This window comes from Streptomyces sp. NBC_00691 (assembly GCF_036226665.1).
Lineage (GTDB): Bacteria > Actinomycetota > Actinomycetes > Streptomycetales > Streptomycetaceae > Streptomyces.
Map to the genome: position 1 here is coordinate 1,047,894 of NZ_CP109007.1, position 22,824 is coordinate 1,070,717.

The window sequence follows — 22,824 nt, forward strand, 5'->3', positions numbered from 1 at the left end:
CGTCGCGCGTCCTACCGCGGCTCGGTCGCGATCTGGATGAGGTTGCCGCAGGTGTCGTCGAAGACGGCGGTGGTGACGGGGCCCATCTCCAGGGGCTCCTGGGTGAACCGGACCCCGAGGGCGGTCAGGCGCGCGTACTCCGCCCACACATCGTCCACGGCGAACTGGGCGAGCGGGATGCCGTCCTGGACGAGGGTGTCGCGGTACGGCTTGACGGCCGGGTGGCCGGCGGGCTCCAGGAGGAGTTCGGTGCCGCCGAGCTCGTCGGGCGAGACGACGGTCAGCCAGCGGTCCGTCTCGCCCAGGGGGACGTCGTGCTTCTTCACGAAGCCGAGGATCTCGGTGTAGAAGCGCTCGGCCTCGGCCTGGTCGTCGACGAAGACGCTGGTCAGATGGATCTTCACGGGGTGTTCTCCTCCGGTCCGGACGGTCGGGGTACGAGCCACCGGTCGGCGATCTGCCGCAACGGGGCCGTGTTCAGGTCGTGGAACTTGCAGCGCCCCTCCCGTCTGGTCTCGACAAGCCCGGCGGCCTCCAGCACGGCAAGATGCTGGGAGACACCCTGGCGCGAGATGCCCAGCCCATGCCTCATGCTCAGCCGGGCGCAGATCTCGAACAGTGTCTGTCCGGACTTCCGCGTCAGCTCGTCGAGGATGGTGCGGCGGGTGGGGTCGGCCAGTGCTTTGAAGAGGTCGTCGGCCACCACCCCAGGATAGGCAAGTAGCGACTTGCCTATCAAGTCGAGCGGAGCCCCCGCGCGCCGGGGCCGCCGGAGCGGCCCGTCCGCGAGGGCTCCACCCGGGCCCGCGTCAGCCCAGCCGGATGTGGTCCACCGCCCAGTACCAGTTGTTTCCGGCGTCGTACATCCGGAAGCGGAGGGTCACCGTGCGGGCCCCCGCCGGGACCGTGAGGTCCTTGCCGACCGCCGTGTTCTCGGCGTCCGGCGAGCCGGGGCCGTACCGCAGCACGATCTGTTCCTCGCCCGAGTCGAAGACCGCGCGGACCTCGGCCTTCTGGTCACCCTCCTGCCGGTAGTGGGAGTCGAAGTCCACCCGCAGGGCCGTACGGCCGGCCGGGATCGCGACGGCGGGCGAGACCAGGGTCGAGTCGAAGCGGCCCTTGCCCGCCGGCGCGCCGGTGTCGTCCCAGTCGTCCGGGTCGGCGACCGCGACGATCCCGAGGCCCCGGGTGAAGTTCGGCCGGTTCTGCGCGCCGGCCGACCAGGCGCGGCGGGTGTGGAAGGTCCAGCCCTGGAACATCGGCGTGCCCTGCGGCATCGCGGCCGCGTTGACGACCGACCAGCCGTCCGGTGCCGTCGCCGTCCAGCCGAGCACCTGACCGCGCTTGACCAGCTTCCCGGCGAGCGACTGGAAGTCCTCGGCGAGCAGATGACCGCTCATGGACGGGGCGATCCGGGCCTGGATCTCGCCGTCGGCGAGGCGCAGGCCGTCCGCCGCGCGGCCGCGGGCCACCGCGAGCAGCCGGGCGGAGCCGTACGCGAGGGCGTCGGCGGGCGCGGTGACGTCCCAGCTCGCGGCGTACGAGGACCCGGCGGCCAGGGTCCGCGGCGGGGTGTCCGCGACCTGCCTCGCAGTCCACTCGGCGGGCACCGTGAAGGCGACGGCCACGTCGTGCAGTCCGACGGATCCGCGGTTGGTCACGGTGGCGGTGAACCGGGCCGTGGTGCCGCCCGCGACGACCGGCTCGTCTCCGGCGGCCGTGGTGACCTCGACGGCGAGGGCGTCGGGAAGGCCCATCGCCGGGTCGGTGACGCCACGGGTCCGGTCCCGGCCGTGGTGACGGTCCTGGTTCCGGTCGGCGAAACGACCGGCGAAACGGCGCAGGAACCGCGGGTCGTCGGCGGCGCTCACGGCGATGTCGTACCAGCGCTCGGCCGTGACCCGCAGCTTCACGGTGCGCTCGTCGCGCGCGCCGACCCGGACCTCACGGACCCCGCCGCCGTACGCGAGATCGCCGACGAGCACGGTGCGGGAGCGCCGGCCGCGGTTCTCGATCTCGATCTCCACGTACGCGCGGTCGTCCTCGGACTCCTCCGTGAGGCGGGCCTCCAGCGCGTCGTCGGCGTCGCCGCGCAGCACCCACAGCGAGCCGTTGGGGCCGTGGACTCGCAGGTCGTAGGCGTCGCCCTGGAGGGCGCGGGTGCCGGAGAGCCGCTCGCCCGCGCCGACGGTGTAGAAGTCGGGGGCGCTGCCGGGCTCCGCGTACACCTGGAAGACGGCGGCCTGGCGGCCCTTGTTGCGGAGGTCGAGTCCGACCTTTCCGCCGCGGACCGTGGAGCGCAGCGACAGGGCGTACGGCACGGGGCGGGCGGGCCGGGTGCCGCGCTGCTGGCGCGGGAAGAACTGCGGCGAGGGGACGGCGATGGACGGCCTGCCGGCGGCCGCGTTCGCCTTCGCCACGTTGCCGCTGGTGTCGGGCAGTTCCGGCCAGACGATGTCCTCGCCGGAGAAGTCGAAGACGGACGTCAGGTCACCGGACACGGAGCGGCGCCAGGGGCTGATGTTGGGCTCGCGCACACCGAAGCGGCGCTCCAGGAAGCGGATGACGGAGGTGTGGTCGAGGACGGTGGAGTCGACGACGCCGCCGCGGGTCCACGGGGACACGACGAGCATCGGCACCCGGAGGCCGAGGCCCATGGCGTGCGGTCCGGAGACCAGGATCTCCCCGGCGGGCAGGGTGTCCGACCAGGTGAGGCGGCCGTCGGCCGCGCGGACCCGGTAACGGCCGTCCTGGGAGACGACCCGCATGGCGGTGGCCCCGTCGGCCTGCTTCACGCGGACGACGACCTCCCCGTCCACGGACATGGTGGCCTTGCCGCGGTCGGCGGAGAGCGGCGGCACGGGCGGCATGCAGTGGTCGAAGAAGCCGCCGTGCTCGTCGTAGTTGAGGATGAAGACGGTCTTGGCCCACACCTCGGGGTGGTCCGCGAGCGCTTCGATCAGTCGCGCGGTGAGGTCCTCGCCGAACGGCGGGGGCCAGCTGGCGTGCTCGGAGAGCGCCTCGGGGGCGACGATCCAGGACACCCGCGGCAGGCGGTCGGCGGCCACGTCGGCGCGGAAGGCCTCGACGAGGGCGTCGCCCATCTTGTGGCCGTCGCCCTGGTCGGCCGCGGCGCCGGCCATCGCCATGCCCCGGTCGTGGAGGGGCTCGCCGGGCTTGGCCTGCTGGAACGGCTTGAACCAGGCGAGGGCGTTGTCGTCGTAGTTGTCCCGGGCCTGGTACGTCTTCCAGCTGATCCCGGCGCTCTGGAGCCGCTCGGCGTAGGTGGTCCAGGTGTAACCGCCGGGAACGTAGCTGTTGTTGTAGACGACGGTGTCGTTGACCGTGCCACCGCTGGTGCCGGTCATGAAGTGGTCGCGGTTGGTGTTGGTGTTGCACTGGACCGACGCGTGGTACTGGTCGCAGACCGTGAAGGTGCTGGCCAGCGCGTTGTAGAAGGGCATGTCGGCGGGCTCGTAGAAGCCGTGGCCGAGCCAGCCGCTGCTCCGGCCGGTGACATAGCCGTCGGCCCGCCCGTCGTTCCAGAGCGGGAAGGAGTCGACGAACCCGAAGGCGGGGGCACCGTTCCGGTACGCGTTGGTGTGGGCCGCGTTCATCGCGAAGGGAACGAGGTGACCCTCGGGGCGCGAGGGGTCGGGCTGATGGAAGACCGACCTGCCGTTGACCGTGCGGACGGCGGTACGGTCTCCGAGGCCGCGGACGCCGGGCAGGGTTCCGAAGTAGTGGTCGAAGGAACGATTCTCCTGCATCAGGACGACGACATGCTCGATGTCTTCCAGCCGGCCGGGGCGGGCGGGCGCGGCGAGAGCCTCGCGGACGCTGAACGGCAGCGAGGCGAGCACGGCGGCGCCGGCGGCACCACCGAGCAGGGCGCGACGGGAGACGTCGGGGGAGGGAGGCATGACGGGGGGACTCCTCGCGTCTTTCACATCGGGACCTCTGTGGTCCAGACCCGTTATGTGTAGGAGATCGCGGAGTCCCCGACTGGGGCTGCCGGTGAACGGCAGAAGAACACCGCCGCCGAATCGGCGCACTCCGACCCGATCCGGGCACCGGGCCGCCCACCACCGCGCGGACGTCCTGGGCGGCCTCCGTCACGGCCGCGTTGTCAGTGCCTCGCGATAGCTTCGATCTTGTTCGAGCGGTTGTGCGAGAGGGGTGGATTCGTGGGTGTCGAGCATGCGTTGAGGGTCGTTCTGGTCGATGTCAACGACGAGGTGGTGGCGGCCTGGCGGTCCGCGTTCGCGGACACGCCCGAGGTGGAGATCCGGCGCGGATCCCTGCTCGACGTGGATGTCGACGCATGGGTGTCCCCCACCAACGCGCGGGGCCGGATGGACGGTGGCGTCGACGCCGTCGTCAAGCGGCACCTCGGCGCGGGGATCCAGGTGAGGGTCCAGCGGGCGATCCGCGACCGGTTCGGCGGAAGCCTCCCGGTGGGCAGCGCGGTGTGCGTCCCGTCGGGGGCGTCCGTACCGCGGTATCTGATCTCGACGCCGACCATGCGGCAGTCCTCGCAGAACGTCAGCGAGACGATGAACGTGGCGCTGGCGTGCGCGGCGGCGTTCCAGGCGGTGCACCTGCAGAACCGGGTGAAGCCCGGCAGCATCAGGTCGGTGGCGCTCGTGGGGATGGGCGCGCAGACGGGCCGGGTCCCGGCGGGGGTCTGCGCCAATCTGATGTGGACGGGCTACGCGCTCTTCCACGACCACGGGTTCACGGACTACGACGAGTTGCGGGCCGCGGTGCTCGGGCAGCTCGACGACATCGAGGGAGCGGGGTCCGCGCGGCGGGTCCGGATCAACGTCCCGCAGCGACCTTCCTTTCGTCACTGACGCGAAGGTTCCACAGCCCGGCGCCGCACAGGGCGGCGCCGCGGGCGACGACCCCACCGCGTCCGTACAGCATGCCGGCGGGCCCGAGGGGGCGGCCGGTTCGACTTCTGGGAGTTCTGTCCTCGTGAACGATGCCGACGTGACGGCCGCCGACGGCGGGGGTGCCTCCGCCGGGGACCCCCTGGGCCTCGCCGATCTGTTCACCGGTGGCGGTGAGCCGTGGCTTCCGCTGCTGGCCCCGGTGATCGAGGCGCAGCCGGGGGCCGCCGACTTCATCGGTCCGAAGCGCAGTCCGGAAGTGGTTCCGGTGCGCGAGCTGACGTTTCAGGCCTTGAAGCCTCATCCGCCGCACAAGTGGAAGGTGGTCGCCTTCGGGCAGAACCCGTATCCGCGGGCGGAGAGCGCGACCGGCATCGCGATGTTCGACAACACCTTCAACGACTGGAAGGACAGCCAGTTCGGCCGGGTGGTCAGCATCCGCTGCATCATCAAGGCGGCCGCGATGTGGAAGTACGGCATCGTCAAGAAGACGCCGATCGCCGATGTCCGCGCGCTGTTGAGAAAGGAGGACACCGTCGCGCCGCCGGAGTGGTTCCAGGCGATGCTGACACAGGGTGTGCTGCTGCTCAACGCCTCGCTCACGGCGAGCGCGGACGGGGCGATGCCGACGGACCGTCACACCTCCTTCTGGCGGCCGGTGGCCGAGCAGATCGTCGAGGAGATCCTCCGGGCGAAGCAGGACGCCGCGGAGGACGACCGGGGTGTGGTGTTCGCCTGGTGGGGCGCCCACGCCCGGAGCCTGAAAAGGGTCGTCCAGCGGCTGGAGAAGAAGTACCCGGGGGTCGAGGTCCGGCACCTCGACCACGCGAACCCGGCGGCGCAGGGCGACGTCTTCTGCGAGGGGGACCACTTCGCCCAGGTGAACGACGCCCTGGGCGCGGTGGGCGCCGAGCCGGTCGACTGGCTGCCGAGCAAGGGCTGGGACCGGAAGGCGGCGGGCCCGGGCGGCGCGGAGGGCGGCGAGGTCGCCGAGCGGATGGGGGCGTTCATCGCTTCGACCATGGAGCTCCACCAGCTCTATCTGGAACGCCTCACGAGCGTCAAGGACGAGGGGCTCGTCCTCCCCGCCATCACCGGGGTGTTCGACACGCCGCTGATGGACTTCCGCAAGGCCGTCGAGCCGGTGTCGCGGGTCCTCGCCCGGCTGGACCGGCACATCGAGAGGTCGAGCGCCTTCGGCGCGTCGAAGGCCACCGAGGCGGCGCCGGGCGGGACGACCGCCGGGGAGCCGGTGTTCGGGGAGGGGCTGTCCGCCGACGCGATCGCGGCGCTGCATCTCTACACCTGCGAGTCGGCGTTCTACCGCGAGATCAACGCCGTCCTGCGGTCCCCGGACCGGGAGCGGCTGGTGCCCTATCTCCCGTACCTGCGGCTGCTGTTCTCGGCGGTGGAGTCGCTGCCGGCCCAGACCCGGCCGCTGTGGCGCGGCGTGGCACTGGATCTGCGGTCGCAGTATCCGCTGGGGCAGACGGTGACGTGGTGGGGCGTGTCGTCCTGCACGTCCGAGCTGGGTGTGGCGAAGGCGTTCCTCGGGAGCCGCGGTCGGCGGACCCTGTTCGAGGTCACCCCGGCGCGGGCGGTGGCGATCCGGCGGTTCTCCGCCTTCACGGGCGAGGAGGAGTACATCCTCACGCCGGGCACCCAGCTGAAGGTGACGGAGGTGAAGGCCGAGCGCGGCGGCCTGTGCACCGTGCGGCTGACCGAGCTGGAGGGCCAGGGACTGGTGTCCTGAGGACGGCCCGTCACGGGTGTTCCTGACGGGGGCTCCGTCGCGGGGGTCCCTGACGGGGGCACCGTCGCGGGTGTTCCTGACGGGCTTTCCGTCGGGCGTCCTCCGGAGAGTGCGTGTCCCTTCGATCGGGCCGGGCGGTGTGCGCCCGGCCCGATCGGCGTGACGCGGAACCGCGCGTCGGCCGCCCCCGACCCGCCGTCACGACCACCCTGTCGTCGACACGTCCGCAGGGAGAACGGCTCCCACCCGGCCGCCGCCGGTCTGCCCACGACCTGGACCTCCGCCGTCAGCGAGTGGTACAGCTGGTCGAACAACCTCCGGTCCAACCCGTCGATCAAGGTGCTCGCCTCGGTCGACCCGGTCAGCTTCCCCCTGGGAACCGACCCGAACCAGTCCTGGTACAGCGGTGACTACCCGCTCGTGTGGACCAACACCCAGTACCGCATGATGTACGCGAACTTCGGCCACAACGCCATGAACTACACCACCGGCACCCGGCTCTCCTCCACCTTCGCCAGCCCCACCCAGAACCGTCTCCTCCTCGACGGCCTCCGGTGGCTCGCGGGCGCAGGCACCACCCCGCCCGGCCCGTTCCCGGGGGACTCCTGGTACACGCTGGCCGCCGAGGCGAACGGCCTGTGCGTCGACGTCAGGGCGGCGGGCACGGCCAACGGCACCGCCGTCCAGCAGTACACCTGCAACGGCACCCAGGCGCAGCAGTTCCGCTTCACCCCCACGACCGACGGCCACACCCGGATCGGGGTCCGCACCGCTCCCCAGCAGTCCGTCGACGTCACCGACCGGTCGACGGCCGACGGGGCGCCCCTGCAGCTGTGGGCCTACGGAGGCGGGACGAACCAGCAGTGGCTGCCGGTCGCCGAACCCTCCGGCCGGTACCACTTCGTCGCCCGCCACAGCGGCAAGTGCCTCAGCACCACCGGCACCACCACGGTCGGCGTCGCCCTCGTCCAGCGGCCGTGCGACGGCTCCCCGTCGCAGAGCTTCCGCCCCACCGCGACGCCCTGACGGTCCCCCAGGACGCCACGCCCTCGGCTCCCGGGCCCCGCACCCGGGAGCCGCGGCGAGGGCCGTGGCAGGTGGACCCCCGATACCGTCGCCCCCCGGGCGGCGGTATCGGCATGCACTCCCGGCGCCCCGGACCGATCATCCGTACATGGCAGGTACTCCCCCACCCCCCGGGCCGCCCGGCGCCGACGGCGGCCCGGCGCCCCGTCGGAAGGGCGCGCCCGCGGTCCCGCCGGGCGCGGTGTCGCTAGTCTTCGTCGACCGGACCTCCCGAAGCACGCCTCGCCTTTCCGCTCGACCCGCACCAGGGAGCCAGATGGGCCGTCGACTGATCCTTCGATGCCGCGCCGTCCTCGTCACCACGGCGGTCGTGGCCATGACGGCGGCGACCGCGCCGGGAGCACCGCGGGTCTCGGGGACCACCGCCTCGGCGGCCACGACCGCCTCCGGTACCCGGCCGGCCTCCGCCGGTCAGGTCACGGAGCCGGGCGGCACCCGGCCGGGCGCGGCCGTCCCCTTCGACCCGGCGCCCGCCCGGGCGAGCCTGGAGCGCCTGCTGCCGTCCCGGGCGGCGCAGTTCACCCTGATCCCGGTCGAGGAGTCCGCCTCGGGGGACCGTTTCACGGTCTCGGGCGGAGCCGGGGCGATCGAGGTCCGGGGCACCTCGCCCGCCACGCTCCTCACCGGAGTCGGCTGGTACTTGGAGCGGGTCGCGGGGGTGGACCTGGGCTGGCCCGGCTCCAGCGTCGGCCGGCTGCCCGGCACGCTCCCCGCGGTCTCCGGCACCCTCACCCGATCGGCCTCCGTGCCCCACCGCTACGCCCTGAACGACACGGACGAGGGCTACTCCGGCGCCTACCGCGACTTCGCCTCCTACCAGCGCGACATCGACCTGATGGCACTGCACGGCGTGAACGAGGTCTTCGTCCCGACCGGGGCCGAATACCCCTACTACCGGGCGCTCCAGGAGTTCGGGTACAGCGCGGCGGAGCTGCGCGGCTGGATCCCCGCCCCGGCCCACCAGGGCTGGTGGCTGCTGCAGAACCTGTCGGGCTTCGGCGGGCCGGTCTCCGAACAGCTCGTCGAGGCCCGGGCGGCCCTGGGCCGGCAGGTCGCCGACCACCTGCGTTCGCTCGGGATGACGCCTGTGCTGCCGGGATTCTTCGGGACCGTGCCGGCGGACTTCGCCTCGCGGAACCCCGGCGCGGTGACGGTTCCGCAGGGCAAGTGGGTCGGCTTCGACCGGCCCGACTGGCTGGATCCGACCGGGCCCGTGTTCGCCCGGCTCGCCGCCGCCTACTACCGCGCCCAGGAGGCGCGGTTCGGGGCCGGAGACATGTTCAAGATGGACCTGCTCCACGAGGGCGGCATCCCGGGGCCGGTCGACGTCGCGGCCGCCGCCGGAGCCGTCCAGCAGGCCCTGGACACCGCACGACCCGGTGCCACCTGGGTCATGCTCGGCTGGCAGAACAACCCGACCCCGACGTTCCTCAGCGGCGTCGACCGCCGTCGGCTCCTGATCGTCGACGGGCTCTCCGACCGGTACGACGGCCTCGACCGAGAGGCCGCCTGGGGCGGCACGCCGTACGCCTTCGGCACGATCCCCAACTTCGGCGGCCACACCAGCGTCGGCGCCAACACGGACGCGTGGGTGAACCGCTTCCACGCCTGGCTCGGCAAGGAGGGCAGCGCCCTGCGGGGCATCGCGTACCTCCCGGAGGCCACCGGCGGGAACCCCGCCGCGTTCGACCTCTTCACCGAACTCGCCTGGCAGCCCGGCCCGATCGACCAGGAGAGCTGGTTCGCGGCCTACGCCGCCCGGCGTTACGGCGGTACGGACCCCCATGCGGCGGCCGCCTGGGAGCAGCTGCGCCGGGGCCCGTACAGCATGCGGACCGGGACCTGGAGCGAGCCGCAGGACGGCCTCTTCGCCGCACGGCCGTCCCTGACGGCCGCGACCGCCGCGAAGTGGAGCCCGAAGGTCATGCGGTACGACGCCGCGACGGTCGAGCGCGCGCTCGTGGAACTGCTCCAGGTGGCGCCCCGGCTGCGGAGCACGGACGCGTACCGCTACGACCTGGTGGACGTGGCACGGCAGGCGCTCACCAACCGCAGCCGGGTGCTCCTGCCGCGGATCAGGACGGCGTACGAGGCCGAGGATCTGACGGGCTTCCGGGCGCTGGTGCGCGAGTGGCAGGCGCACGAGGAGCTGCTCGGGCGGCTGGTCGGCTCCGACCGGCGGTTCCTGGTCGGTCCCTGGCTGGCCGACGCGCGTTCCTGGGGCGCGGACCCGGCGGAACAGGACCGGCTGGAGTACGACGCCCGCTCGATCCTCACCACCTGGGCCGGCAAGGTGCCGAGCGAGACGGGCGGCCTGCACGACTACGCCAACCGTGAGTGGTCGGGCCTCGTCCAGGACGTCTACGCGCCGCGCTGGGCCGCGTACTTCGCGAGTCTCGACCGGGCGCTGGTGAACGGCACGCAGCCGGTCGCCGTCGACTGGTTCGCCCGGGACGACGCCTGGGCGCGCGGCCACCAGCGCTACCCGACGACGCCCACGGGCGACCCCTTCGCCCTGGCGGGCGAGGTGCGGGCGGCCCTGGCGGCACCGGCGGCCGCGGGGTCCGCGGCCGCCCGCCGCGGAACGGCGATGCTCTCCGGCCGGTGAGTTCCCGCCGTTCCCGGAGTCGTCACCGATGTCCGCCGTACCCGGCGGACGGGAACCGATGAGGGAGAAGCCGTGACGGACGACGTCTGGCCGATGGTGCACGCCGAGCGCGCGGCACTGATCGACGACCTGGCCCGCCTCGAGGACGAACAGTGGCGGGAGGCCTCGCTCTGCGACGGCTGGACCGTGCACGACGTGCTCGCCCATCTGGTCGACAACGCCCGCACGACACGCCTCGGCTTCCTCAGGGGTCTGGTGCTCGCGCGGTTCGACTTCGACCGTCAGAACACGCGCGGGGTGGAGCGCGAGCGCGCGACCACTCCGCAGGAGACCCTGGAGCGGTTCCGTCGGGTGGCGTCGAGGACCTCGGCGCCCCCGGCGTCCCTGGACAGCCGGCTCGTCGAGGAGATCGTCCACGGGGAGGACATCCGCCGGCCTCTGGGCCTCGCCCGCGCCTACCCGCAGCGGGCGGTCGTCCGGTCCCTCCGTCTCCAGGCGCGCACCCCGGCGTCCTTCGGCGGGGCCAGGGAACTCACCACCCGTGTCCGGCTCACGGCGACGGACACCGACCTCGCGATCGGGACCGGACCGGACGTGGAGGGTCCCGCGCTCTCCCTGCTGCTGGCGGTCATGGGGCGCCGGGCGGTCCTGGACGACCTTCGCGGCCCGGGGGTGGCCACGCTGTCGGCGGGCGGCTGAACCGGCGGTGACCGCACGGCGCCCGTCACCGTACGGTCACCCGGGAGACACCTCCAATACCCCCCTCAACCAGCCACGCGCAAGATGTCGACCGGAGAATCCTGGCCGACGCACTAGACTGGCGGGCTGTTTGGCGTCGGAACGGAACAACCCGGGCAGACCCGGGCTCCGCCGGCGACCCGGACGTTGCCGGGAACGAGACGCGAGGTCCGATGGCAGCCACACCAGAGCACGGTGACACCACTCTGCTCCACGACGGGGACGCGTGGGAGGAGGAGCCCGGCAAGTCCGCCCGCTTCTCCGCCGGCCCCGCCGCCCCGGTGCGCACCCTCGTCGACATCTTCGAGGCCTCGGTACGGGCCTACCCCGACGAGCTCGCCCTGGACGACGGCAGCACCCGGCTGACCTACCGGGCGCTCGCCGCGGAGGTCGAACGCCGGCGGCGCGCGCTCGCGGCCGCCGGAGTGGGGATCGGCGACCGGGTGGGCGTCCGGGTGCCGTCCGGAACGAACGAGCTGTACGTGGCCGTCCTCGCCGTCCTCGCCGCGGGGGCCGCCTACGTGCCGGTCGACGCCGAGGACCCGGACGAGCGGGCCGAGCTGGTCTTCGGCGAGGCCGGTGTGCGGGCCGTGGTCGGCGCGGAGCAGCGGATCGACGTCACCGGGCGGGAAGGGGAGCGCGCGGCCGCCGTGCGGCCCGGTCCCGAGCACGACGCGTGGATCATCTTCACCTCGGGTTCCACGGGCAAGCCCAAGGGCGTCGCCGTCAGCCATCGCAGCGCCGCCGCGTTCGTGGACGCCGAGGCCGCGCTGTTCCTCGTCGACGAGCCGATCGGCCCCGGAGACCGGGTCATGGCGGGCCTCTCCGTCGCCTTCGACGCCTCCTGCGAGGAGATGTGGCTGGCCTGGCGCTACGGCGCCTGCCTGGTGCCCGTCCCCCGGTCGCAGGTGCGCAGCGGCGCCGACCTGGGCCCCTGGCTGGTGGAGCAGGAGATCACCGTGGTCTCCACCGTGCCGACGCTCGCCGCGCTGTGGGATCCGGAGACGCTCGACGAGGTCCGGCTGCTGATCTTCGGCGGCGAGGCCTGCCCGCCCGAGCTGACCCAGCGCCTGGTCACCGAGGGCCGCGAGGTGTGGAACACGTACGGCCCCACGGAGGCCACCGTCGTCGCCTGCGCCTCCCAACTGACCGGCGAGGAGCCGATCAGGATCGGTCTCCCGCTGAACGGCTGGGAGCTGGCCGTGGTCGACGAGTCGGGTGAGCCGGTGCCGATGGGCGGCAGCGGCCAGCTGGTGATCGGCGGCGTCGGGCTGGCCCGCTACCTCGACCCCGGGAAGGACGCGGAGAAGTACGCCCCGCTGGAGTCCCTCGGCTGGGAGCGGGCGTACCGCAGCGGCGACCTCGTCCGCGCCGAGCCGGAGGGTCTGGTCTTCCTCGGCCGCGGTGACGAGCAGATCAAGCTCGGCGGCCGCCGCATCGAACTGGGCGAGGTGGACTCGGCCCTCCAGGGCCTGCCCGGTGTGGCCGGCGCGGCCGCCGCCGTCCGTACCGCCCGCGGCGGCAACCAGCTGCTCGTCGGCTATCTCGTGACCCAAGAGGGCTGGGACCACGCGGCGGCGGTCGAGCGGCTGCGCGCCGAGCTCCCGGCGGCCCTCGTGCCGCTCCTCGCGCCCGTCGCCGAGCTGCCCACCCGTACGTCGGGCAAGGTGGACCGGGACGCGCTGCCATGGCCCCTGCCGGACCTGGAGACCTCCGGTCCCGCCGAGCAGCTGTACGGCACGGAGGCCTGGCTGGCGGAGCAGTGGAGCGAGACCCTCGGGGTCGCCGTCACCGGCGCCGCCGACGACTTCTTCGCGATCGGCGGCAGCAGCCTCGCCGCCGCCCAGCTCACCACCCGGCTGCGCACCCGCTATCCGAGCGCGGCCGTCGTCGACATCTACCAGCAGCCCACCCTGCGCAAGCTGGCCCGGCGGCTGGAGAAGTCCGTCCAGGACGACGGAGCCGTACGGACGATTCCGCCGGTTCCGTTCCGGGCCGGGCTCCTCCAGACCGTCCTGCTGCTTCCGCTGTTCACCGTGATCGGGCTCCGCTGGACGGTGGCGCTGCTCGCCCTGGGCAACGTCCTGCACCGGTTCGGGGCCTATCCGTGGGCGCCGACGGCCTCGTGGTGGGTGGTGGCCGCGGGTGCGGCGCTGCTCTTCAGCCCGCCCGGCCGGCTCGCGATCGCGGCGGGGGGCGCACGGCTGCTGCTGCGCGGGGTGAAGGCCGGACGCCACCCGCGCGGCGGCAGCGTCCACCTGCGGCTGTGGACGGCCGAGCGGCTCGCCGAGTTCGTCGGCGCCACCTCGCTCACCGGATCCTGGCTGGAGCGGTACGCGCGAGCCCTCGGCGCCAAGGTGGGCCCCGACGTGGACCTGCACTCGCTGCCGCCGGTGACGGGCATGCTCAAGCTCGGCCGCGGCTGCGCCGTGGAGTCCGAGGTGGACCTCTCCGGCTACTGGCTGGACGGCGACCGGCTGGAGATCGGCCCGGTGAAGGTCGGCGCGGGCGCCGTGGTCGGCACCCGCAGCCTGCTGTTCCCCGGGGCGCGGGTCGGCAAGCGGGCCGAGGTGGCCCCCGGCTCCGCGGTGGCGGGCCAGATCCCGACCGGGCAGCGCTGGGCCGGCGCGCCCGCCGGCAAGCTCGGCAAGGCCAAGCGGAACTGGCCCAAGGAGCGCCCGCCGCGTCCGCTCCGCTGGCGGGCCGTCTACGGGGCGACCGGCTTCTTCCTCACCGTGCTCCCGGTGCTCGCCGCCCTGCCCGCGCTGCTCGTCGTGAGCCGCTTCGTGCCCGCCGACGCGGGACTCGCCGACGCGCTGCGCGGAGCACTGCTCGCGGTGGTGCCCGGGGCCCTCGCCTACGGCTTCGCGTACGCGTCGCTGGTGCTCGTCTCGGTGCGGCTGCTCAGCCTCGGGCTTCGCACCGGCAGCCATCCGACGCACGGCCGGGTCGCCTGGCAGGCGTGGACCGTCACGCAGCTGATGGACCTGGCGCGGGAGACTCTGTTCCCGCTGTACGCCGGGCTGATCACCCCGGTCTGGCTGCGGCTGCTCGGCATGAAGATCGGCCGGGGCGCCGAGGTGTCCACGGTGCTCGCGCTGCCGAGCCTCACCACGGTCGGCGAGGGCGCGTTCCTCGCCGACGACACGCTGACCGCCCCGTACGAGCTGGGCGGCGGCTGGGTCCGGATCGGGCACTCCGAGATCGGCCGCCGGGCGTTCCTCGGCAACTCAGGCATGACCGCTCCGGGCCGCACGGTGCCGGACGACGGACTGGTGGGCGTGCTGTCGGCGACGCCGAAGAAGGCCAAGAAGGGCAGCTCGTACCTGGGCCTGCCCCCGGTCAGGCTGCCGCGGTCGGCGGCGGACTCCGACCGGAGCCGGACGTACGACCCGCCCGCGCGGCTGCTGTGGGCGCGCGGTCTGGTGGAGCTCTTCCGGCTGCTCCCGGTGTTCTCCTCGGCCGCCCTGGCGGTGCTGACCGTGGCGGCCCTCTGCGCCCTGGCCACGGCGACCGGTCTGGGGGTCTGGGGCACGGCGCTGCTGTCCGGGGCGGTCCTGCTCGCCGCCGGTGCGGCCGCGTGCCTGGCCTCGGTGGCCGCGAAGTGGCTGCTGGTGGGCCGGCACCGGACGGGCGAGCACCCGCTCTGGTCGGGCTTCGTGTGGCGCAACGAGCTGGCGGACACGTTCGTCGAGGTCCTCGCCGTGCCGTGGCTGGTCGGATCGGTGCCGGGCACGCCGCTCCTCAACCTGTGGCTGCGCGCGCTCGGGGCCAGGGTCGGCCGGGGCGTGTGGTGCGAGAGCTACTGGCTGCCCGAGACGGACCTGGTCGTTCTCGGTGACGCGGTCAGCGTGAACCGCGGCTGTGTCTTGCAGACTCACCTCTTCCACGACCGGATCTTGAGGACGGATACTGTGGTCCTCCGCGAGGGCGCCACCCTGGGCCCGGGCGGAATCGTCCTGCCCGGCAGTTCGGTCGGAGCCCGCAGCACGCTGGGTCCCGCCTCTCTCGTGATGGCCGGGGAATCCGTCCCCGCCGACACCCGCTGGCTGGGCAATCCGATCGAGGCGTGGCGGGCCTGAACGGGCAGCACGAGCACAGGGCAGGGAGCGGGAGCGGCAGTGAGCGGCGAGCGGACAACGGCATCGGACCCGTACTTCCCTGACCACGGCGACTCCCGTTACCGCGTGCACCGGTACGAACTCGCTCTGGAGTACCGGCCAGGGCCCAACCGGCTGGCCGGGACGGCGCGGCTCAGCGCCATCGCCGGCCGGGCGCCGCTCACCGAGTTCCAGCTGAACCTGTCCGATTTCAAGGTCGGCCGGATCCTGGTGAACGGCCGGGCTCCGCACTACGCCCACCGCGGCGGCAAGCTCCGGGTCCGGCCGGCCAAGGCGCTGTCCGCGGGCGCCGCGTTCACCGTGGAGGTGCACTACGCGGGCAACCCCAAGCCGGTGCGCAGCCCGTGGGGCGGGCTCGGCTGGGAGGAGCTGACGGACGGCGCGCTGGTCGCGAGCCAGCCCATCGGCGCCCCCTCCTGGTACCCGTGCAACGACCGGCCCGCCGACAAGGCCTCGTACCAGATCTCGGTCAACACGCCCTCCGCGTACACCGTGGTGGCGGGCGGCCGGCTGCTCACCCGGACGACCAGGGCCAGCACGACCACCTGGGTGTACGAGCAGTCCGCGCCGACGTCCAGCTATCTGGTCGGGCTGTCGATCGGCATGTACCAGACGGTGCTGCTCGGTGACCCCGGGCTCGGCGGGGTGCCGCAGAGCGCCCATGTGCCGGCGCATCTGCTGTCGCGCTTCTCGCGCGACTTCGCCCGGCAGCCCGCGATGATGCAGCTGTTCGAGGAGCTCTTCGGTCCGTACCCGTTCGGCGAGTACGCGGTCGTCGTCGCCGACGAGGAGCTCGACGTGCCGGTGGAGGCCCAGGGTCTCTCCCTCTTCGGCGCCAACCACGTGGACGGCGCACGCGGTTCGGAGCGCCTCGTGGCGCACGAGCTCGCGCACCAGTGGTTCGGCAACAGCGTGACCATCGCCGACTGGCGGCACATCTGGCTGAACGAGGGCCTGGCCAAGTACGCCGAGTGGCTCTGGTCGGAGCGCTCCGGCGGCCGCACCGCGCAGGAGCTCGCGACCACCGCGCACCGGCTGCTGTCCACGCAGCCGCAGGACCTGAAGCTCGCCGACCCCGGGCGCAAGCTGATGTTCGACGACCGCCTGTACGAGCGCGGGGGTCTCACCGTGCACGCGGTCCGCTGCGCCCTGGGCGACCACGCCTTCTTCCGCATGCTGCGCGACTGGGCCACCGTGCACCGCCACGGCGTGGTGACCACGGCGACCTTCGCGGCCCATGTGGCCCGCTACGCGACGGAGCCGGTGGACGGTCTCCTCACGGCCTGGCTGCGGCAGCCGGCCCTGCCGCCCCTCCCCTCGCCCCACGGCGCCCCGGCCCTGCCGGCCCGGCCGGCGTACCCGCCCACCAACGGCGGGGGCCTGGGCAGGGCCTCCGCCTAGGGCCTGTCGTCAAACTCCCGTCGTCGCCCGGAGGGCGGCCCGGCGGCGTCTGGTGCGTGCTCTCGGTGTGCCGGGAGGAAGCCCTCGTACTGGACGTACTCGGTCTTTCGCCCGGTGCGGCGAGAGTGCGTGCCAGGCGTCGCGGGGCAGACGGGAGTTTGACGACAGGCCCTAGCGGACCGCCGACGGGCGTCACGCCTCGCGGGCGCCCTCGTACATGGCCTCGACGACCTCGGCGTACTCCCGTTCCACGACGGACCGCTTGACCTTGAGGCTCGGGGTGAGTTCGTCGTGCTCGATGTCGAGGTCGCGGGGCAGGACCGCGAACTTCTTGATCGTCTGCCAGCGCTGCAGGTCGCCGTTGACCCGCTGGACGAAGGCGTCGATCAGCCCGTGCGCCTCCGGCGAGGAGACCACCTCCGTGTAGCCGCGCCCGTCGAGGCCCTGCGCCGCCGCCCAGGGCATGATCACGCTCTCCTCAAGGGTGATCAACGCGGTGCAGAAGTTGCGGTTGTTACCGATGACCAGGATGTTGCTGGCGTACGGGCAGACCGCCTTGAAGCGGCTCTCGATCTCGGTGGGCGCGATGTACTTCCCGCCCGAGGTCTTGAACAGGTCCTTCTTGCGGTCGGTGATCCGGACGAAGCCGTCCTCGTCGATCTCGCCGATGTCACCGGTGTGGAACCAGCCGTCGCTCTCCAGCACCTCGGCGGTCTTCTCCGGGAGGTTGTGGTACCCGCGCATGACGCCGGGGCCCCTCAGCAGGATCTCCCCGTCCTCGGCGATGCGGACCTCGGTGCCGGGCAGGGGCCTGCCGACCGTGCCCACCCGGAAGTCCTCGACGGGGTTGACGGTGACGGCCGCGCTGGTCTCCGTCAGGCCGTACCCCTCCAGCACCGGCACGCCCGCGCCGGCGAAGAAGTAGCCGATGTCGGACGCGAGTGCGGCGCTGCCCGACGCACTGCCGCGGAGTTCGCCGCCGAAGGCCGCACGGATCTTGCCGTAGACGAGCTTGTCGGCGAGGGCGTGCTGCACGGTGAGCCGGAGGGGCACCGTGCGCCGTCCCGTCGCCACCATGGTCTCCTGCCCGGTCCTGGCGTGGTCGCGGGCGACCCGCGCCGCCCACAGGAAGATCTTGTGCTTGGCTCCGCCCTCGGCCTTCGACCTGGCGGCGATCCCGTTGTAGACCTTCTCGAAGATCCTCGGCGCGGACGCCATCACGGTGGGCCGGACGGCGGGCAGGTTGGTGATGATGCGGTCGACGCGGCCGTCGACCGCGATCACGCTGCCGGTCTTCACCTGACCGGCGATCAGGGCGTTGCCGAAGACATGCGACAGCGGCAGCCACAGGAACTGCACGTCGTCGGGCAGCAGCAGCCCGCTGACCTCCTGCGCGACGGCCTGGTACGACCAGCAGTCGTGCACCAGCCGCACCCCCTTCGGGCGGCCGGTCGTGCCGGAGGTGTAGATGAGGGTGGCGAGCTGGTCCGGCCGGATGGCCGCGACCGCCGCGTCGATCGCGTCCGGACGCTCCTGCAGGTGCGCCGCACCCCGCTTCTCCAGCTCGGCGAGGGTCAGCACGACGAGACCCTCGACCTGGGGCATGTCCGCCTCCGGGTCGAAGACGACGACGGTGTCGAGCCCGGGCAGGCCGCCCCGGTGGGCGGCCACCTTGGCCAGCTGTTCGGTGTTCTCCACGAAGATCGCCCGGCTGCCGGAGTCGGCGAGGATGTACGCCGTCTCCTCGCCGTTGGTGCTCGGGTAGACGGCGGTCGCGGCGACACCGGCGCACATCATGCCCAGGTCGGCGAGGATCCACTCGACCCGGGTCGAGGAGGAGATGGCCACCCGCTCCTCGGGCCGCAGTCCGAGGGTGAGCAGGCCGGCTCCGATCGCCTTCACGCGCTCCGCGGTCTGGGCCCACGTCAGCGAGCGCCACTCCTCGGCATCTCCGTGCCCGGCGGGCACGGGGTAGCGGTAGGCCTCGCGGTGGGGCGTGGCCTCGACCCGCGAGAGGAAGATGTGCGCCACCGACCGCGGGCGGCTTTCAAGAAGGTGCTGCGCGGAACTCATCTCAACCCCCCGGGACCGGACCGCCCGTCAACGATTCATTGACCGGCCGGTAACTTGCGAGCTGTGGTGAGGCTAGGCGGAAACGCCCCGGTGCGTAAGGGAGCAGGCAGAAGAAAGGCGGCGGCAGGGCTCGGGGCGCCGTGACCGGGTCGTGAGCGCCCCCGGCGCCCCACCCTGCCCCGCCCTGCGGGCCTGCACGGCTCGCACGCCTCGCACGCCTCGCCCGCCTCGCACGCCTCGCACGCCTCGCACGCCTCGCACGCCGGAGCCGTAGCGCACAGGTGCCGGCGGAGCACGGGCCGTCGTCATCCGGAGCGGTCCCGCGGGATCGAACCTACGATGGGCGGGAGCCGGCGTCGGCAGCCCGCCGTGCCGGCCTCCGAGGCGAGCGGGGCGGAGGCGCATGGCACAGGTCACCGACGCGGCACGGACCGTCATCCTGACGGTGGACGACGACCCTGGAGTGTCCCGCGCCATCGCCCGCGACCTGCGGCGCCGCTACGGCGGCGGCTATCGGATCGTGCGCGCCGAGTCCGGCGAGTCCGCCCTCGACGCGCTCCGCGAGCTGAAGCTGCGAGGCGACCTCGTCGCCGTGATCCTCGCCGACTACCGCATGCCGCAGATGAACGGCATCGAGTTCCTGGAGCAGGCCCTCGGCGTCTACCCGGGGGCCCGGCGCGTCCTGCTGACCGCGTACGCCGACACCAACGCGGCCATCGACGCGATCAACGTCGTCGACCTCGACCACTACCTGCTCAAACCGTGGGACCCGCCGGAGGAGAAGCTCTACCCCGTCGTGGACGACCTGCTCGCGGCCTGGCGCGCCAGCGACTACCGGCCGGTGCCCGCCATTAAGGTGGTCGGTCACCGCTGGTCGGCGCGCTCCTCGTACGTACGCGAGTTCCTGGCCCGCAACCAAGTGCCGTACCGCTGGTACTCCTCCGACGAGCCCGAGGGCAGGCGTCTCCTCGACGCGGCCGGGGCCGACGGCCGACGGCTGCCGCTGGTCATCACCCCGGACGGCACCGTCCTGGTCGAACCGGACGCGCCCGAGCTGGCCGCCCGGGTGGGGCTGGCGACGACGCCGGCCGCCGACTTCTACGACCTCGTCGTCATCGGCGGCGGTCCGGCAGGCCTCGGCTCCGCGGTGTACGGCGCCTCCGAGGGGCTGCGGACCGTGCTCGTCGAGCGCTCGGCGACCGGCGGACAGGCCGGCCAGAGCTCGCGGATCGAGAACTACCTCGGCTTCCCGGACGGCGTCTCCGGCGGACAGCTCACCGAACGCGCCCGCCGCCAGGCGACCCGGTTCGGCGCCGAGATCCTCACCGCACGCGAGGTCACGGGTCTCGAGGTGAACGGCGCGGCCCGCGTCGTCCGCTTCTCCGACGGTACGGAGGTCACCGCCCACAGCGTCATCCTCGCGACCGGGGTCTCCTACCGGCAGCTCCTGGCGCCCGGCTGCGAGGACCTGACCGGCCGCGGTGTCTACTACGGCTCCTCCCTCACCGAGGCGTCCTCCTGCCAGGACCAGGACGTGTACATCGTCGGCGGTGCCAACTCCGCCGGGCAGGCGGCGGTGTTCCTGGCGCGGGGCGCGAAGTCGGTGACCCTGCTCGTGCGCGGGGAGTCGCTGGCGGCTTCGATGTCGTACTACCTGATCCAGCAGATCGAGGAGGCGCCGAACATCACCGTGCGGCCCAGGACGGTCGTCGAGTCGGCGCACGGCGAGGAGCACCTGGAGCGGCTGACCCTGCGGGACGCCGTGACCGGCGCGACCGATGTCGTGGACGCCCAGTGGATGTTCGTCTTCATCGGGGCGGCCCCGCTGACCGACTGGCTCGACGGAACGGTCCTGCGCGACGAGCACGGCTTCATCCTGGCGGGCCCCGACCTCACACCGGACGGGCGGCCACCGGCCGAGTGGGCCCTCGACCGGCCGCCGTACCACCTGGAGACGAACGTCCCCGGGGTGTTCGTGGCGGGCGACGCCCGGGCGCGGTCCGCGAAGCGCGTCGCCTCCGCCGTGGGAGAGGGAGCGATGGCCGTGATGCTCGTCCACCGGTATCTGGAGCAGTCATGAGCGGACAGGACGCGGGGCGCGACGGCACGGGCGGGCAGGACGTGGGCGGGCAGGACGTGGGCGGGCAGGACGTGGGCGGTGACCGGCTCGGCGGTGAGGTCCTGCCCTGCGACCGGCACGAGATCGGCTCGCTGTTCCTGTTCGAGAAGCTCTCGCCCGAGCAGCTCGCCCGGCTCTGCGCCGAGGGGCGGGTGGAGCGGTTCGGGCCCGGGCCCGTCTACACGGAGGGCGAGCCCGCCACCTGCTTCTACGTGATGATCGAGGGAACCGTCGTCCTGTACCGCCGGGTCGGCGCCGACGACGTGGAGGTGAGCCGCACCTCCCAGCGCGGTGTGTACGCGGGGGCCATGCAGGCGTACCTGGGCGACCGGGTGCCCCAGACGTACAACAACTCGATGCGGGTGACCGAGTCGACCCGCTTCTTCGTCATGCCCGCGCAGTCGTTCGCGGACATCATGGCCGAGTGGTTCCCCATGGCGGTGCACCTCCTCGAAGGGCTGTTCTTCGGCTCCAAGAACACCCAGCGCGCCATCGGTCAGCGTGAACGCCTCCTCGCGCTCGGCTCGTTGTCCGCCGGACTCACCCACGAGCTCAACAACCCGGCCGCGGCAGCCGTCCGGGCCACGGCGGCGCTCCGGGAGCGGGTCGGCAAGATGCGGCACAAGCTGTCCGTCATCGCCAAGGGCCCCTATTCGCGGGAGGCGCTGGCCGACCTCATCGAGATCCAGGAACGCACCGCCGAACTCGTCGCCAAGGCACCGGTACTGAGCCCTCTGGAGGCCTCCGACCGGGAGGACGAACTGGCCGACTGGCTGGAGGACCACGGCCTCCCCGAGGGCTGGCGGTTCGCGCCCACCTTCGTCCAGGCCGGGCTGGACACGGACTGGCTGGAGCAGGTCGCGGCGACCGTGGCCGACGACGTGCTGCCGGGGGCCGTGGGCTGGCTCAACTACACCGTCGAGACGGAGCTGTTGATGAACGAGATCGACGACTCCACCAACCGCGTCTCCCACCTGGTGGCCGCGGCCGGGCAGTACGCGCAGCTCGACCGCGCTCCGCACCGCGAGGTCGACGTCCACGAACTCCTCGACAGCACCCTGCTGATGCTGTCCGGCAAGATCGGTTCCCGGGTGCGGGTCGTCAAGGACTACGACCGTTCCCTGCCCGACGTACCCGCCTACCCGGCGGAGTTGAACCAGGTGTGGACGAACCTCATCGACAACGCGGTGTCCGCCATCGGGAGCGACGGCGGCGACGGCACCCTGACGGTCCGCACGGCCCGGGAGGGCGACCGGCTGCTCGTGGAGTTCCGCGACACCGGCCCCGGCGTCCCCGAGGAGATCCGCAGCCGCATCTTCGACCCCTTCTTCACGACGAAGCCGGTGGGCGAGGGCACGGGGCTCGGGCTCGACATCTCCTGGCGGATCGTGGTGAGCAAGCACCACGGAAGCCTCCAGGTCGAGTCCGTCCCCGGCGACACCCGTTTCCAGGTGCTGCTGCCCCTGACCGCCCCCGAGGCGGAACCCACGCCGGAGACGGAGACGGGATCCGACGCCGACGACCGCACCGACACCGAGACCGCCGAGGAGCACACATGACCGACATCGAGGGAATCGACCCGAGCGCCGCGCCCAGCGGACCGGGCTGCGGGGACTGCGACAGCGCGGGCGGCTGGTGGTTCCACCTGCGGCGCTGTGCCCAGTGCGGCCACATCGGCTGCTGCGACTCCTCTCCGGCCCAGCACGCCACCGCGCACTGGAAGTCCACCGGACATCCCCTCGTCCAGAGCTACGAGCCGGGCGAGAGCTGGTTCTGGAACTACGCCACCGACGACCTGTACGACGCCGGTCCCGCACTGGCCCCGCCGGACGGCCACCCGGCCGACCAGCCGGTCCCGGGCCCGGCCGGCCGCGTCCCCCAGGACTGGCAGCAGCACCTCCACCGCTGAGGCGGGCCGGCCTCGCCCTCCGACACCCCGCTCCTCGCCGTGAAGGGACGGTACGGGGTGTGGTGATCGAGGAGGCGGGAAGCACCCTGGTCGGGCCCAGGAGCATCTCGCGGACCGCCGG

13 protein-coding genes and 1 pseudogene are annotated in these 22,824 nt (G+C 72.9%); 10 read left to right on the top strand and 4 right to left on the bottom strand.

Going from position 1 to position 22,824, the window contains the following annotated elements; translation table 11 throughout:
• Window positions 1-11: 11 nt before the first annotated feature.
• The 3 genes from OG392_RS04575 to OG392_RS04585 all read right to left on the bottom strand — a co-directional run bounded on the left by OG392_RS04575 (window position 12) and on the right by OG392_RS04585 (window position 3,923).
• A complete protein-coding gene (locus OG392_RS04575) occupies window positions 12-404 on the bottom strand; it encodes a VOC family protein (RefSeq protein WP_329275867.1) in 393 nt (130 codons plus the stop codon).
• Window positions 401-703 (bottom strand): ArsR/SmtB family transcription factor, encoded by a 303-nt coding sequence (locus OG392_RS04580; RefSeq protein ID WP_329275869.1) that lies wholly within the window; start codon window positions 701-703, stop codon window positions 401-403. Before OG392_RS04580 ends, OG392_RS04575 begins: the two co-directional genes overlap by 4 nt.
• 106 nt (window positions 704-809) lie before the next feature.
• Window positions 810-3,923 carry a phosphocholine-specific phospholipase C gene (locus OG392_RS04585; protein ID WP_329275871.1) on the bottom strand — a complete coding sequence of 1,038 codons (3,114 nt, stop codon included), beginning with the start codon at window positions 3,921-3,923 and terminating at the stop codon, window positions 810-812.
• Between the two features lie 264 nt (window positions 3,924-4,187).
• Between OG392_RS04585 and OG392_RS04590 the strand changes: the two genes are divergently transcribed.
• From OG392_RS04590 to OG392_RS04620, 7 genes and pseudogenes are all read left to right on the top strand, one after another.
• Complete coding sequence (locus tag OG392_RS04590; protein ID WP_329275874.1) at window positions 4,188-4,856, top strand: macro domain-containing protein; 669 nt, start codon at window positions 4,188-4,190, stop codon at window positions 4,854-4,856.
• 124 nt (window positions 4,857-4,980) lie between these two features.
• Window positions 4,981-6,648, top strand: coding sequence for an ADP-ribosyltransferase domain-containing protein (locus OG392_RS04595; RefSeq protein ID WP_329275876.1), 1,668 nt, complete (start codon window positions 4,981-4,983; stop codon window positions 6,646-6,648).
• Window positions 6,649-6,870: 222 nt separating this feature from the next.
• A pseudogene (locus OG392_RS04600) lies at window positions 6,871-7,674 on the top strand (RICIN domain-containing protein); the annotation flags it as partial.
• Window positions 7,675-7,990: 316 nt separating this feature from the next.
• Window positions 7,991-10,342: an alpha-N-acetylglucosaminidase gene (locus OG392_RS04605; RefSeq protein ID WP_329275878.1), complete on the top strand. Its 2,352-nt coding sequence runs from the start codon at window positions 7,991-7,993 to the stop codon at window positions 10,340-10,342.
• Window positions 10,343-10,435: 93 nt separating this feature from the next.
• On the top strand, window positions 10,436-11,041 hold the full coding sequence (locus tag OG392_RS04610) for a maleylpyruvate isomerase family mycothiol-dependent enzyme (RefSeq protein ID WP_329287065.1): 606 nt from the start codon (window positions 10,436-10,438) through the stop codon (window positions 11,039-11,041).
• 212 nt (window positions 11,042-11,253) lie between these two features.
• On the top strand, window positions 11,254-15,162 hold the full coding sequence (locus OG392_RS04615) for a Pls/PosA family non-ribosomal peptide synthetase (protein ID WP_329275880.1): 3,909 nt from the start codon (window positions 11,254-11,256) through the stop codon (window positions 15,160-15,162).
• Window positions 15,163-15,201: 39 nt separating this feature from the next.
• Window positions 15,202-16,602, top strand: a complete 1,401-nt coding sequence (locus OG392_RS04620) for a M1 family metallopeptidase (RefSeq protein WP_329275882.1) — start codon at window positions 15,202-15,204, stop codon at window positions 16,600-16,602.
• A gap of 192 nt (window positions 16,603-16,794) precedes the next feature.
• Here the strand turns inward: OG392_RS04620 and OG392_RS04625 are convergent, their stop codons facing one another.
• Window positions 16,795-18,675 (bottom strand): AMP-dependent synthetase/ligase, encoded by a 1,881-nt coding sequence (locus OG392_RS04625; protein ID WP_329275884.1) that lies wholly within the window; start codon window positions 18,673-18,675, stop codon window positions 16,795-16,797.
• A 403-nt stretch (window positions 18,676-19,078) separates the two neighbouring features.
• On the opposite strand from OG392_RS04625, the gene OG392_RS04630 reads away from it, so the two are divergent.
• The 3 genes from OG392_RS04630 (at window position 19,079) to OG392_RS04640 (ending at window position 22,703) form a co-directional block, all read left to right on the top strand.
• Window positions 19,079-20,755, top strand: a complete 1,677-nt coding sequence (locus tag OG392_RS04630) for an FAD-dependent oxidoreductase (protein WP_329275886.1) — start codon at window positions 19,079-19,081, stop codon at window positions 20,753-20,755.
• A 101-nt stretch (window positions 20,756-20,856) separates the two neighbouring features.
• Window positions 20,857-22,353, top strand: a complete 1,497-nt coding sequence (locus OG392_RS04635; RefSeq protein ID WP_329287066.1) for an ATP-binding protein — start codon at window positions 20,857-20,859, stop codon at window positions 22,351-22,353.
• A complete protein-coding gene (locus tag OG392_RS04640) occupies window positions 22,350-22,703 on the top strand; it encodes a UBP-type zinc finger domain-containing protein (protein WP_329275889.1) in 354 nt (117 codons plus the stop codon). The genes OG392_RS04635 and OG392_RS04640 overlap by 4 nt, the downstream gene beginning before the upstream one ends.
• Window positions 22,704-22,824: the final 121 nt, after the last annotated feature.